This is a genomic window from Nocardia sp. CA-290969, assembly GCF_050936135.1.
In the GTDB taxonomy this organism is placed as follows: domain Bacteria; phylum Actinomycetota; class Actinomycetes; order Mycobacteriales; family Mycobacteriaceae; genus Nocardia.
The window spans coordinates 7,034,526-7,048,622 of sequence record NZ_JBNJNJ010000001.1 but is presented as its reverse complement, the minus strand read 5'-3'; the positions used below and the strand labels follow the sequence as shown (position 1 = coordinate 7,048,622).

At 68.0% G+C, this 14,097-nt stretch carries 9 protein-coding genes; 4 read left to right on the top strand and 5 right to left on the bottom strand.

What is annotated here, in order from left to right; genetic code table 11:
* Window positions 1-17: 17 nt before the first annotated feature.
* The 4 genes from ACQEVO_RS32265 to dnaK are packed head-to-tail and all read right to left on the bottom strand — an operon-like array spanning window position 18 to window position 4,245.
* Window positions 18-443 (bottom strand): heat shock protein transcriptional repressor HspR, encoded by a 426-nt coding sequence (locus ACQEVO_RS32265; protein WP_432920278.1) that lies wholly within the window; start codon window positions 441-443, stop codon window positions 18-20.
* Entirely contained in the window at window positions 443-1,606 is a 1,164-nt protein-coding gene (gene dnaJ / locus ACQEVO_RS32260; RefSeq protein WP_432920276.1) for a molecular chaperone DnaJ, read from the bottom strand. Before dnaJ ends, ACQEVO_RS32265 begins: the two co-directional genes overlap by 1 nt.
* Window positions 1,607-1,657: 51 nt before the next feature.
* Window positions 1,658-2,398 carry a nucleotide exchange factor GrpE gene (grpE, locus tag ACQEVO_RS32255; protein WP_432920274.1) on the bottom strand — a complete coding sequence of 247 codons (741 nt, stop codon included), beginning with the start codon at window positions 2,396-2,398 and terminating at the stop codon, window positions 1,658-1,660.
* On the bottom strand, window positions 2,395-4,245 hold the full coding sequence (dnaK, locus tag ACQEVO_RS32250; protein ID WP_432920272.1) for a molecular chaperone DnaK: 1,851 nt from the start codon (window positions 4,243-4,245) through the stop codon (window positions 2,395-2,397). Before dnaK ends, grpE begins: the two co-directional genes overlap by 4 nt.
* 521 nt (window positions 4,246-4,766) lie before the next feature.
* Here dnaK and ACQEVO_RS32245 point away from each other — a divergent pair.
* The 3 genes from ACQEVO_RS32245 to ACQEVO_RS32235 all read left to right on the top strand — a co-directional run bounded on the left by ACQEVO_RS32245 (window position 4,767) and on the right by ACQEVO_RS32235 (window position 8,980).
* A complete protein-coding gene (locus ACQEVO_RS32245) occupies window positions 4,767-6,149 on the top strand; it encodes a hypothetical protein (RefSeq protein ID WP_432920270.1) in 1,383 nt (460 codons plus the stop codon).
* A 143-nt stretch (window positions 6,150-6,292) separates the two neighbouring features.
* Window positions 6,293-7,648 carry a S1 family peptidase gene (locus ACQEVO_RS32240; RefSeq protein ID WP_432920268.1) on the top strand — a complete coding sequence of 452 codons (1,356 nt, stop codon included), beginning with the start codon at window positions 6,293-6,295 and terminating at the stop codon, window positions 7,646-7,648.
* An 18-nt stretch (window positions 7,649-7,666) separates the two neighbouring features.
* Window positions 7,667-8,980 carry a S1 family peptidase gene (locus ACQEVO_RS32235; protein ID WP_432920267.1) on the top strand — a complete coding sequence of 438 codons (1,314 nt, stop codon included), beginning with the start codon at window positions 7,667-7,669 and terminating at the stop codon, window positions 8,978-8,980.
* Window positions 8,981-9,449: 469 nt separating this feature from the next.
* Here the strand turns inward: ACQEVO_RS32235 and ACQEVO_RS32230 are convergent, their stop codons facing one another.
* Entirely contained in the window at window positions 9,450-10,172 is a 723-nt protein-coding gene (locus ACQEVO_RS32230) for a hypothetical protein (protein ID WP_432920265.1), read from the bottom strand.
* 508 nt (window positions 10,173-10,680) lie between these two features.
* Between ACQEVO_RS32230 and ACQEVO_RS32225 the strand changes: the two genes are divergently transcribed.
* The gene (locus ACQEVO_RS32225) at window positions 10,681-13,938 is read left to right on the top strand and encodes a heterodisulfide reductase-related iron-sulfur binding cluster (protein WP_432920263.1); all 3,258 of its coding nucleotides are present in this window, start codon (window positions 10,681-10,683) and stop codon (window positions 13,936-13,938) included.
* Window positions 13,939-14,097: the final 159 nt, after the last annotated feature.

Here is a 14,097-nt window from a genome sequence, read left to right as displayed (position 1 = left end):
CCCCATCCGCAAAAAACTCAGCGGCGGCGGTGGCGGGGTTGCCAGACGACCAGGGCGGTGTTGCGCTGGGGCGGGATGAGTTCCGGGCGGTAGTCCGGCCGGGCTCGTTCCCGTTCCAGTTCCGCGGTGAGTTCGACGACCCGCTGCTGGAGTTCGCTCACCTGGTTGGTGAGTTCGATGATGCGTTTGATCCCGGCCAGGTTGACGCCTTCGTCCTGGGACAGCCGCTGCACCTCGCGCAGCAACTCCACGTCCCGCTCCGAATAACGCCGGCCACCGCCCGAAGTGCGCTGCGGTGTCACCAATCCCAGCCGGTCGTAGGTGCGCAACGTCTGCGCGTGCATACCGGCCAGCTGAGCGGCCACCGAGATCACGAAGTATTCGGCGCGCGCCTCCGCACGCGCCGAACTACCGTCGGGAACCCGTTTCGGATCGTTGGACATCACGCACCTGCCCATCCAGCTCTCGGATCGAAGCCGCTGGTCTTCTCCGCCTCCTGTAGCGCGCGCAACGCGGCCACGGCATCGTCGTCCAGCTTCGGCGGCACGGCGACCTTCACGGTGACCAGCAGATCACCGGCTCCGCCACCACGTTTGGGAACTCCGCGGCCGCGCACCCGCAGGGTGCGGCCGTCCGCGGTACCCGGTGGCACCTTCACGCCGACCCGGCCCTCCAACGTGGGCACCGATACGGTCGTGCCGAGCACCAATTCACTGTAGCTGACCGGCAGTACCAGGGTGAGGTCGTCGCCGGCCCGGCCGAAGACCTTGTCCTGGCTCACCCGCACCGTGACGTACAGGTCGCCCGAGGGGGCGCCCCGCAGCCCGGCTTCACCCTGTCCGGCGAGCCGGATCCGCTGCCCGTCGGCGATACCCGGCGGTATGCGGACATTGAGGGTGCGGGTGCGGTTCTGGATGCCGCTGCCCCGGCAGTCCACGCAGGGGTCGTCGATGATCGACCCGCTGCCGCGGCATTCGTCGCAGGGCTCGCTGAACCCGAACGCGCCCTGGTTGCGGCTCACCACGCCGCTGCCGTTGCAGATCGGGCACACCCGCGGGCTGGTGCCCGGTTTGGCGCCGCTGCCGTGGCAGGTGGTGCAGGGTGCCGGGCTGGTCAGGCTCAGCGGAACCGTGACGCCGCGGGCGGCTTCGCGGAATCCGAGGGTGGTCTCGGCCTCCACATCCGCGCCCCGGCGCGGGCGGCTGGTGCGGGTACCGCCGCCACCCCGGTTGAACAAGCCGCCGAACAGGTCACCGAGACCGCCGTCGGCGGCGCCGGCCTGCCCGAAGATATCGCCCAGGTCGAAGCCCTGGGTGAACCCGCCACCAGCGCCCGGGGTGAAACCGCCACCCCGGCCGTACCCGCCGCCCGCGAACAGGCGGCGGGTCTCGTCGTATTCGGCGCGTTTGGCCGGATCCGACAGCACGGTGTGGGCCTCGCTGACGGCCTTGAACCGCTCCTCGGCCTTGGCATCGCCCGGATTGGCGTCCGGGTGCAGGTCGCGGGCGAGTTTGCGGTACGCCTTCTTGATCTCTTCGGTGGAGGCGTCGGAGGAGACGCCCAGCTCCTTGTAGAAGTCCTTCTCGATCCACTCCCGCTGGCTCACCGGGCGTCTCCTCCTTTCCGCACTGCTCCGCGACCCCGGGCCGGGGAATCGCTAATTCTTCGAACCCGCATCCGCATCCGATGCCTCCGCTGCCGCGGGTTCCGCCGCGGCGGCGGCATCGGGACCGGCGTCGGTCTCGGTGCCGGCCGCGCTGTCGCCCACACCGTCGGTCACCCCGACCAGCGCGTGCCGCAGCACCCGCTCGCCGAAGCGGTATCCCTTGCGCATCACCACGCCGATCACCGGATCGTGCCCGGCGCCTTCGTGCTGTACGGCCTCGTGCAGGTTCGGGTCGAACGCTTCGCCTTCGGTCCCGAATTCCTCGAGCCCCTGCTTACGCAATGCCTCGATCAGTTTGTCGGCCACCGAGCGCAGCGGCCCGGATTCCAGGTCGCCGTGCGCCTTGGCGCGGTCCAGGTCGTCGAGCACGCCCAGGAGCTCGGTGACCACGGCGGCCTTGGCGTTGTCGATCGCGGTCTTGCGATCGCGTTCCACCCGCCGGCGGTAGTTGGTGTACTCCGCCGTGAGCCGCTGCAGATCGGCCGTGCGCTCGGCGAGTTCGGCCGCCGGATCGGGTTCCGGAGCGGCTTCGGCAGCCGCCTCGGCGCCCTCACCGTCCAGGCCCGCCTGCGGCGCCTGCGGAGCGACTCGCTCCTCGGCGTCCGCGGCCCCGGCGGGGGCAGCCTCGTCGGCTGCCCCGGCCGGCTCCTTGACCTCGCCGGTTTCCGGATCGATCTTGCGTTTGTCGACGAAGCTGATCGGTTCCTCGGAATTGTTACCCGCGTTCGTCACTTCTTCTCCGTGTCGACCGGTTCGTCCACGACCTCGGCGTCGACCACTTGGTCGTCACCGGCGGCACCGTTGGCGGCACCGTCACCCGCGGCCGCACCCTCGGCGGCCGAGGCCTCGTAGATCGCCTGACCCAGCGCCTGCGATTCGGTGGCCAGCTTCTCCACCGCGGCCTTCACCGCGGCGGTGTCGGTGCCCTTCAGCGCTTCCTTGGCCTCGCCGATCGCGGCCTCGACCTTGGACTTCACATCCGCCGGGACCTTGTCCTCGTTGTCGGCGATGAACTTCTCGGTCTGGTGGACCAGCGATTCGGCCTGGTTGCGGGTCTCCGCCTCCTCGCGCCGCGCCTTGTCCTCGGCGGCGTGCGCCTCGGCGTCCTTGACCATCCGGTCGATCTCTTCCTTGGACAGGCCCGAGCCGTCCTGGATCTTGATCGTGTTCTCTTTACCGGTGCCCTTGTCCTTCGCCGTCACGTGCACGATGCCGTTGGCGTCGATATCGAAGGTGACCTCGATCTGCGGCACCCCGCGCGGGGCCGGCGGGATACCGGTGAGCTCGAAGGAGCCGAGCAGTTTGTTGTGCGCGGCGATTTCGCGCTCACCCTGGAACACCTGGATCTGCACCGACGGCTGGTTGTCGTTGGCCGTGGTGAAGGTTTCCGAACGCTTGGTCGGGATGGTGGTGTTGCGCTCGATGAGGTTGGTCATCACGCCGCCCTTGGTCTCGATACCCAGCGACAGCGGGGTCACATCGAGCAGCAGGACGTCCTTGACCTCACCCTTGAGCACACCGGCCTGCAGGGCGGCGCCGACGGCGACGACCTCGTCCGGGTTCACACCCTTGTTCGGCTCTTTGCCACCGGTGAGCTCGCGGACCAGATCGGTCACCGCGGGCATCCGGGTGGAGCCACCGACCAGCACGACATGGTCGATATCGGCGACCTTGATCCCGGCATCCTTGACCACGGACTGGAACGGCGCGCGGGTACGGTCCAGCAGATCCGAGGTGATCTTCTGGAATTCGGCGCGGGTGAGCTGCTCGTCGAGGAACAGCGGGTTCTTCTCCGCGTCGACGGTGATGTAGGGCAGGTTGATCGAGGTGCTCTGCGAGGAGCTCAGCTCGATCTTGGCCTTCTCGGCGGCCTCACGCAGCCGCTGCATGGCCATCCGGTCCTTGGTCAGGTCGATTCCGGAGCTGGCCTTGAACTTGTCGACCAGCCACTTCACGACCCGTTCGTCCCAGTCGTCACCACCGAGGTGGTTGTCACCGGAGGTGGCGCGGACCTCGACGACGCCCTCGCCGATTTCCAGCAGCGAGACGTCGAAGGTGCCGCCACCGAGGTCGAAGACCAGGATGGTCTGTTCCTTGTCGCCCTTGTCCAGGCCGTAGGCCAGGGCCGCGGCGGTGGGCTCGTTGACGATGCGCAGCACATTGAGACCGGCGATCTGGCCGGCTTCCTTGGTGGCCTGGCGCTGAGCGTCCTCGAAGTAGGCGGGGACGGTGATCACCGCGTCGGTGATCTCCTCGCCCAGGTAGGCCTCGGCGTCGCGCTTCAGCTTCATGAGCGTGCGCGCGCTGATCTCCTGCGAGGTGTACTTCTTGTCGTCGATCTCGACGGTCCAGTCGGTGCCGATATGGCGTTTGACCGAGCGGATCGTACGGTCGACGTTGGTGACGGCCTGGTTCTTCGCCGGCTGGCCGACGAGAACTTCACCGTTCTTCGCGAACGCGACGATCGAGGGCGTAGTGCGCGAACCCTCGGAGTTGGCGACGACGACCGGCTCACCACCTTCGAGAACGGCGACGACCGAGTTCGTGGTCCCGAGGTCGATTCCGACCGCACGAGCCATTTGTTCCTCCTCATTTTTCGACTGCTTGTGTCTGTACGGGCTGTCCGCCCCTGCGCGCCGGGCCCCGGAGGACCCGACGGTCGGACCAGCCCCAGGCACTGCATAGAGCACGGTCCCAGCAATACTGAGCGTGGTCGGCTCAATCCTGCCCGCCTCCGCGCGGGCCGTCAAGTCAAACTTGAGTCGATCTCACTCAACATTGTCGATCAGCTCAACCCCGGACCCCGGCGAACTATTCCCCACCCCGTACCGGCGGTCCGCCGCCATTCTTCTCCGCACCCACCTCGGGAAACCGGGCGGTACGACATCGTGACCGAGCCGTGCCGCGCCGTGCACCGCCACCGTCCCACACCCGGGGACCCGCTCCGGTCACCGCCTCGCCGCACTCCCGGGTCCCTACCGGACCCCGATCGGAGCTATTGTCAATGCTCCGCGCCCGGTCGCCGCGCGCCGCGCCGGACGACCCTACGCGAACCCGTAGCGTCGTTGTTGGATGAGGAAGTCGAAGCGAGGACCCGAGGATGGCCACTGGGGTGGGCCTGCACATCGCCGAGCACGCGTGCACCGCGGCGGTGGTCAGCGATGACGGGGATCCGCACTTCATCATCCGCGAACCGATCCTGCACATGTCCGAGGACGGCGACGCGACCCTCGGCGGTGCGACCGCGCCGCCCGGCTATACCCAGACGATCACCGGGTTCATCTCCGCCGTAGGCGATCCGGCCGGCGTCGCGGTGGACGACGGTGAGGCGTACCGCGGGGAAGACCTGCTGGCCACCGCCATGTTCTGCCTGATCAACCTGACCGCCGACCACCTCAACGGCCCGGCCGAGTTCTACGCCACCCATCCCGGCGGCTGGCCGGCCACCCAGGTTTTCGCGCTGCGCGGCGCCCTGGACTATCTGGGCCTGAAATCCGTGGCCCTCATCGGTGAAGACGAACTGCCCCCGCGACCCCGCCACGCCCCCGGCGACGCCGGCCGGTATTTCGCCGAGAGCGCCGGGCGCGCCGCCCTTGCCGTGGTCCTGGAGACCCCCGCCGGCGCCACCCCGCCCGACCCCACCACGGCCGAGAATTCTTTCCTCGACACCGTCGTCATGCCGAAACTGGGCGCGGGCGACACCCCCGCCAAGGCATACTCCGCGGTCACCCCCACCCCGACCTACCCCGCGCCGGCCGAGTCGTACTCCGGCGCCGCCCCCGCCGAGGCATACTCGGCGGCCGCCCCGGCCGCCGATCCCGAAGCCACCTACGGCGGCCCCAGCCTGGGTGTTCTCGCCGCCGGGCTGGGCGTCTCCGCGGCGGCGGGCGCCCTACCGGCAGCGGAACCACCCTCGTCACCCACGAATCCGCCCGCGCCCGTACCGGAAACACCCGGGCCGACCGGCAAGGCCCGGCCCACCGGATCGAAGATCAGCCGCCGCACTGCGGTACTGGTCGCGGCCGCCGCGCTCGTCGGCCTGCTGATCGGCGCGGTGGGGGTCACGGCGCTGCTGCGCACCGGCGCAGCCGAACCCGGCCCCGCACCCACCACCTCGGTCACCACACCCCCGGCCGCGCCACCGCCGCCCGCCGCACCGCAGCCGCTCGCGCCGCCGGCCCCGACCTACGAACCCGAACCGACCTATGTGCCGGAACCGACTGTCACCCCCGAAACACCACCGGCGACCACTCCGCCACCGGTGACCGTCACAACGCAATCGCCTGTGCCCACGACCTCGGTGCCGAGCAGCACGGTACCGAGCGGGCCCACCCTCACCGACCCCACGGAAACCACCGAAACCACAACCACCCGGAGCCGTCCCGGTTTCGATTTCTTCCCGTTCCCCAATCCGTTCCGCACCGAAGATCGGGACCTTCCGGACACCGGTTCCCAAGAGGGCCGTCAAGAAGAAGCCAGATAGCGTTTTGTGCTTTAGAGTGTTCGCCTGACCGGTGTTATTCCGGCCACCCCGGCAGCCCGGTCAGCTCGACCAAACCTGTGCGCCAACGGATTCAATCCCGTGGCCATGGAATATCTGGCACACAGTGCCGACGAAGGGACTCCATGCGCAAGTCGGTGGCGCGTCGCGCCGCGGTCAAAGCTGCCATCCTCAGCTCTGCCGTTCTCCTGACTCCCCTGTTCGGTGCGGTTCCGGCGACCGCGGAGCCCGCGCCGGAACAGCTCAGAGCCGAAGACCTGCCGGCCGAACTCGTACAAGCGCTGTCCCGCGATCTGCAGATGACCCCGACCGAGTACCTCGACCGGTCGGCCCGAGCCCAGCAACTACAGGACTACGCGGCCGATTTCCGCGCCGAACGTCCCGATGTTTTCGCCGGTGCCTGGATGACCCCGGACGGTAAACCGTTCGTCGCCGTCACCTCCCCGGAGGCCGCGCAGGCGGCCAGCGCCGACGGCTATCACACCCGGCTGGCCCCGGTCTCGGCCGCCGCGCTGGAAACCTCGCTGTCGCAACTGAATCAGTGGGTCGCCGAGCAGCCGCGCGATATCTCGCAGGTGATCAATTCGATCGCGATCGACTTCCTCAACAGTCAGCTGGTCGTGAATGTCGCCAATACGCCGCTGGCGCATATGCTCAATCTGCCGACGATGATCGCCAATATCAAAGTGGTTCTCGGACCCAACAGCGGCGGCCCGGTCGAACGCCGGCCCATGGGCGGCGATACCTATATCAGCGCCCCCGGCCGGCTCGACGACGCGGAACTGCGCAGTGTCGATGTCTGCTCGTTCGGGTTCAACAGTGTCGATTCCGCCGGCAACGCGCTGAATATCAGTGCCGGACACTGCAATCCCAATCTCGACAAGGGCGATGAGCGCGCCACCGTGTACAGCCCGAACGTCCGCAATATCCCGGCGAGCCCGGAATTGGGCACGTTCGTGAAATCGGAACTCGGCGGCCCCAGCACGCTCGACTATTCGGTGATCCAGCTGAACGAACGCGCCGTGGGCTCGGGTATGGATCAGCCGTCGGTGCGCGGCGCCAACGGCACCACCCTGAACATCACCGGCACCGCCGATCCGGTGGTCGGCGCGCCGGTCTGCAAATCCGGCCAGTCCTCGACCTTCACCTGCGGTTTCGTCGTCGCCGACCGGGTGGAGACGCAGCTGTTCACCACGGAGGGCGAAGCCAAGACCATCCGCGGGTTCGCCAGTACCGCGTGCACCCTCGGCGGTGACAGCGGCGGCGCGATCGTCACCGGCACCCTGGCCCTCGGCATCACCAGCGGCTCGAACGCCGCCGAAGCCCCCGACTGCGGTGAGGCCAATATCGCCCTGGCCCAGTACGGCGGCACCGCCACCCTGGGCATTCCGATCCGGGCGATCCTCGCCGACGTCAACGCGACCTCCGGTGGCGGCCTGGGCAGCGGTATCAGCGTGCGAACCAGGCCGAATGCCGGGTGAGCCCGATATAGTCTTCGCATGCTCATGCCACGCATAGGTAAACGGCGAACGGCGCCGTCCAGAACCCGCACCTACCGGGCCGCGGCGGCCGCCTCGGCGGCGGTGCTGCTGTTCGGCCCCATGGCGGTCGCGTCCGCCGCCCCCGATCCGGGTCTCGGCCTGCCCGCCGACCTCGTCGCGGCGCTGAACCGCGATCTGCACATCTCCCCCGAGGAGTATCTGCAGCGCGCCGATACCGCACAGCAGGTGGCCGCGTTCGCCACCACCGCGCAGCGTCAGTTCCCGCAGGTGTTCGCGGGCGCCTGGCTCGACGAACAGGGCCAGGGCGTGGTCGCCCTGGCGCCCGGGCCGGGTGCCGAGGAAGCGCGTGGTGCCGCGGAATCCACCGGTTTCGTCGTACGCAATGTCGCCAAGAGCGAACAGACCCTGCGTGGTGAGAAGAGTGCCTTCGAACGCTGGCTCGACGGCCAGCCGGACGCGGTCTCCGCGCTGGTGCGCGGTGTGGTCATCGATACCGTGAACAACAGCATCGCGGTGCGTGTCGACCAGGCCGGTCTGCCGATGCCCAATTTCATCGACCCGGCCCGCGTCATCGTGATGGCCCCGCCGATCGCGGCGGAAACGCTGCCGGCCGCGGATATCGCCGAAGGCAGTGCCGCAGCGCCGATCGGCGGCGGCGACGGCTTCGCCTCCGTCGCCGGCGAGGGCTCGCTGCGCTGCTCGTTCGGATTCAACGGAATCGGCCCCGGCGGCAACGTCGTGAACATCACCGCCGGCCACTGCAATCCGAACTTGGATGATGTCGGCGCCTCTTCCGTGCACGAATCGCTCGGCGGCAACCGGGTCGGTCCGAAGATCGCCACTTTCCAGAAGTCGGTACTGGGCAACCAGGACTACTCGATCCTCGATATCGAGGACGGCGCCGCGGGCCGCTTCGAGAACAACCAGGTGAAGGTGCCGGCCGCCGCGCCGGTCCCGATCGAGGGCGTGGCCACCCCCGTCGTGGGCGCCCCGGTCTGCAAATCGGGTTCGCGCACCGGCTTCAGCTGTGGTGTCGTGAACGCCGTCGACCAGACGGTGCAGGTCGGCGATCGCCAGCTCACCCAGAGCTTCTCCGCCAATATCTGCGCCCTGCCCGGTGACAGCGGTGGCCCGATCGTCACGGGCCGCTTGGCCCTGGGTATCTCCAGCGCCTCCTCGGTCGCCGACTACCCGATCTGCGAGATCCCCAACATCCTGGGCGTCCTCACCGGGAATGCCCCGCAGTTGTTCGCCCAGCCGGTGAGCGTGGTGCTCTCCGACAACCCGGGCCTGCGTATCCGCACGAACTAACCGGCACGCTCACCCCGTGCCCACCGGGCGCGGGGTGAGGGGCAGCGAGTGTCACTCGCACCGGGCATAGAGCAAGGATGGGCCGGCAGCATTACGCTGCCGGCCCTTCCTCTATGAGCGGGCTTTCTCGGTTCCCGGAGGCAAGGGAGCAGCCGCCCGCACCGGCGCTCGCACACACCGAAAGCGCCACCGGCCAGTCCGGGTACTGCGCGGCGCTCGCAGGCAGAGCCTGGGCCGGCCCGCACACGGCTCGCCGGTGTTGTAGCGGTGGAGGGCCGGGGCTCCCTGTCACTGGAACGTCGATGGTGGACCAGTCCGCTGCCGCGAGCCGGGTTACCGACTCCATAGGTGTCCGGGCATCGAGGACTGCGTTCGGCCGGCGGCGACGGCATCGACAGCCGAGCCCCTGAAACGCGATCGGCCCGCATGCCGTGGCATGCGGGCCGATCGGAGTGGTTGCGCCAGTTGGTTACTTCGGCGCCTCTTCGGTCACCGGAGGCGCACCCTCGGTTACCGGCTTACCGCCGTTGGCCCATTTGCTGGTGCCGGGAGCGGCCTGCAGGGTCTGGACCAGGTTCATGGCCGCGATCCCCAGGGCCGGTCCGCCCACGGCGATCGTTCCGAGGATGCCACCGAGGCCGGCGCCGGCGACAGCGGCCGGGATGCAGCCGATACCCAGCAGCGGCAGTCCGAGAATGCAGCCGGTGATCCCGCCGATCACGACGCCGGCGGCCGTGCCGACGAATCCACCGACCGCGGTCGCCAGGGAGAACTGGGTGGTGAATTCGTTCATCGCCATTTGGTCTTCGGCCGGCGACGCGATGGGCTTGGCGGTCAGGTTCACCGCCTTGACGGGCTGATCCGTCTTGATGTCGGTCTTCTCCGGGGTGAGTTCGAGGACCGTGTCATCGTTCTTCAGCACCGGCTTCACCGGTACCTCGGCCCCCTCCACAGCGAGATCGACCGGCCAAGACATGACAACCGCGCCGGCCTTGTCCTTGACCTGAACGAACTGCTCTTTGACGGGTGCGACCCCGGGCTCGGCCGAGATGGGCTGCACTTCCTCCTCCGCAATGGCGAAGGTGCCCCCCTGCAGCGTCGTGACAACCGTTTTCTCCACCATCTGGATGGAGTAGTTGATCGGGGCCGGCGCTACGGCGGCCGGTTCGGCGTACGCGGTGCCGAAGCTCATGGCGAGCGAACCTGTGACCAGTCCTGCGACCACAGCGGGTCTAGCGAGTTTCATCCATTTCCAATCGGGGTATCCAGCACGACATCCGCACGCGAGGCGGCCGCGAGGGTTCCGCGGCCCGAATTTCCTCCCCGAGCGTTATGAGATGTCACACCGTCCTGACAGATCGGGCTGAGCGTAATCGAATCCGTTGCCCAAAGGCGACATTCGTGTCCCAAACGTGAGAAATGGACAGGGTAAGCCTGGCCTTATCCGCGGCCGTCACAGCGGGCCCTTTACGGTGTTCATCAGCAAGAACAGTTATGGACAGTCAACTGAATAAGGTGACATTGATCACGCGGCACCAGCCGCGGGAAAGCCCAGGTAGAAGGGGCTGCGGCGCACCGGCGATCGTACACTGGACAGCGTTAGTTACTGGCGGGTAACTTACTGGCGGTTACGATACGAGCCGGACGAGGTTACTCATCGTTCCTCGCACCTCGTGTTGCCTCGAAAGAAAGGTCGCGACATGAATGCCCTGACAGTGACGCTGGGCACCTTGGGAGCGGCGCTCAGCCTGCTGTGTTGGGCGTCGTTCTTCGGCGGCGTCCGGGATATCGTCCGCGCCATCATGCTGGGCCAGCCCGCACCCGACCGCTGGCGTCCGTTCTTCCCGCGCTTCAAGCAGATGCTCGTGGAGTTCCTGGCGCACACCCGGATGAACAAGTTCCGGACCGTCGGCTGGGCCCACTGGCTGGTGATGATCGGCTTCATCGGCGGCGCGATCCTCTGGTTCGAGGCATACGGTCAGACCTTCGACCCCGCCTTCCACTGGCCCCTCATCGGCAACACCGCGATCTATCACCTGTGGGACGAGATCCTCGGCATCGGCACGGTGGTCGGTATCGGGACGCTGATCGTGATCCGGCAGCTGAACCATCCGCGCGTACCCGACCGGCTCTCCCGGTTCAGCGGCTCCGCCTTCGGCGCGGCCTACGTGATCGAGGCGATCGTACTGCTCGAGGGCCTGGGCATGGTCTTCGTGAAGGCCGGCAAGATCGCGACCTACGGCCACGCGAACGGCGCGACCGATTTCTTCACCATGCGGGTCGCCGAACTGCTGCCCGCCAGCCCGACCATGGTGTCGATCTTCGCCTTCATCAAGCTGATGTCCGGTATGGCGTTCCTGTATCTGGTCGGCCGCAACATCACCTGGGGTGTGGCCTGGCACCGGTTCTCGGCCTTCCCGAACATCTACTTCAAGCGTGAGGACGACGGTGGCGTCGCCCTCGGTGCGGCCAAGCCGATGATGTCGAAGGGCAAGGCCCTGGACATGGAGAACGTCGACCCCGATACCGACACCCTGGGTGCCGGCCGGATCGAGGACTTCTCCTGGAAGGGCTGGCTGGACTTCACCACCTGCACCGAATGCGGTCGCTGCCAGTCGCAGTGCCCCGCGTGGAACACCGGCAAGCCGCTGTCGCCGAAGCTGCTCATCATGTCGCTGCGCGACCACGGCCGCGCCAAGGCGCCGTACCTGCTGGCCGGTGGCAGCCGGGATATGGGCGGCGACGAGGTCGGCCTGGTCGATGCCGACGGTAAGCCCGACGAGGCGAAACTCGCCAAGATCTCCGAGGCCGCCCGCGCCGAGGCCGAGCGGCCGCTGGTCGGCGAGGCCGACGTGAACGGCATCATCGACCCCGAGGTGCTGTGGAGCTGCACCACCTGCGGTGCCTGCGTCGAACAGTGCCCGGTGGATATCGAGCACGTCGACCACATCATCGATATGCGCCGCTACCAGGTGCTGATCGAATCAGAGTTCCCGTCCGAGCTCGCGGGCCTGTTCAAGAACCTGGAGAACAAGGGCAACCCCTGGGGCCAGAACGCCAAGGACCGGCTCAACTGGATCAACGAACTCGATTTCGATATCCCGGTGTTCGGCCAGGACGCCGACAGCTTCGACGGCTACGAGTACCTGTTCTGGGTCGGCTGCGCCGGCGCCTACGAGGACCGCGCCAAGAAGACCACCAAGGCCGTCGCGGAACTGCTGGCGACCGCCGGGGTGAAGTTCATGGTGCTGGGCCAGGAGGAAACCTGCACCGGCGATTCGGCCCGGCGTGCGGGTAACGAGTTCCTGTTCCAGCAGCTGGCCATGCAGAACATCGAACTGCTGGATTCGGTGTTCGAAGGTGTGGAGCAGAAAAAGAAGAAGATCGTCGTCACCTGCGCGCACTGCTTCAACGCGCTCAACAACGAGTACCCGCAGGTCGGCGGCACCTACGAGGTGGTGCACCACACCCAGCTGCTGAACCGGCTGGTGCGCGGTAAGCAACTCGTCCCGGTCGCCCCGGTGTCGCAGAACGTGACCTATCACGACCCCTGCTACCTGGGCCGGCACAACAAGGTCTACAACGCGCCGCGTGAACTGATGGCGGCGTCGGGTTCGAACCTGGTGGAAATGCCCCGCCACGGCGAACGGTCCATGTGCTGCGGCGCCGGCGGCGCCCGGATGTGGATGGAAGAGCAGCTGGGTAAGCGCATCAATATCGACCGCGTGGACGAGGCGCTCACCACCTCCCCTGCCAAGATCGCCACCGGCTGCCCGTTCTGCCGCGTCATGCTCACCGACGGTGTCACCGCACGCCAGGAGTCGGGCCAGGGCGAGGGCGTGGAGGTCGTCGACGTCGCACAGCTGATGCTCGAATCGATCGAGCGGCAGCAGCCGGAACAGCTGACCGCCAACCTGACGGTCATCCAGGAGCCCAAGGCCGAACCCGAGCCGGAACCCGAACCCGAGCCCGAACCGGTCGCCGAAGCGGCGGCCCCGGCCGCCGAGAAGGCCGCCCCGAAGGGCGGCGGCCTGGCCATGAAGGGCCCGGCGAAGGCACCCGGTAAGGGCCTCGGAATGAAGGGCGCCGCGAAGGCACCGGGGGCGAAGGCTCCCGCCGCCGAAGGCGAGGCCAAGGAAACGGCCGCGCCTGCCGCCAAGGGTCTCGGGATGAAGGGGGCCGCCAAGGCCCCCGGCGGTAAGGGTCTCGCCATGAAGGGCGCGGCCAAGGCTCCCGGCGCCAAGGCCGAAACCGCGGAAGCCGCGCCGACCGAAGCCACTGAAGCCAAAGCGGCTCCGCCGGTGAAGGGTCTGGGCATGAAGGGTGCCGCCAAAGCACCCGGCGGTAAGGGCCTCGCCATGAAGGGTGCCGCCAAGGCCCCCGGGGCAAGGGCACCCGGCGGGAAAGCACCCGCCGCGGAACTGGCCGAATCCACCACCGAGGCGGAGACCGCCGCGAGCTCGGCTGCGACCGAAACCAAACCCACGGTCGCCGCCAAGGGCCTCGCGATGAAGTCCGGCTTCAAACGCCCCGGCCCGAAGGCACCCGGCGCCAAACCCGCTGCACCGGCAGCGGACTCGGCTCCCGCAGCCGAGCCCGCACCGGCGGAATCCGCGGCACCGGCCGAGGCCGCACCCACGGAGACCGAGCAGCCCACAGCGTCGGCACCGGCCGAGAGCAAGCCCTCGAAGCCGGCCAAGGGTCTGGCGATGAAGTCCGGCTTCAAGCGCCCGGCTCCGAAGGCGCCTGGCGCCAAGGCACCCGCCGCCGAACCGGCACCGGCAGCCGAGGCCGCGGAATCGGCACCGGCCGAATCCGCCACGGAACCGGCCACCGAAACCACCGGTTCGTCGGGCAATGGAACAGCGGGTAACGGATCCGGCGCGAACCCGCCGGCCGCCAAACCGGGCGCCCTCGGATTCAAGTCCGGCGCGAAAGCACCGGGTCGCAAGGGCTGACCGAAGAACACAACCGAACAATCGACGGGTCCGTTGCGCTGAGCACCGGGCCCGTCGCTTATTCGCCCACCGCGGGAGTTCCCTAGTTAGACGACCCCGGACGCCTGAGCACCGGTCGGCATACTTGCAGTATGTTGTTAGCGACATATAAGGTGCGTG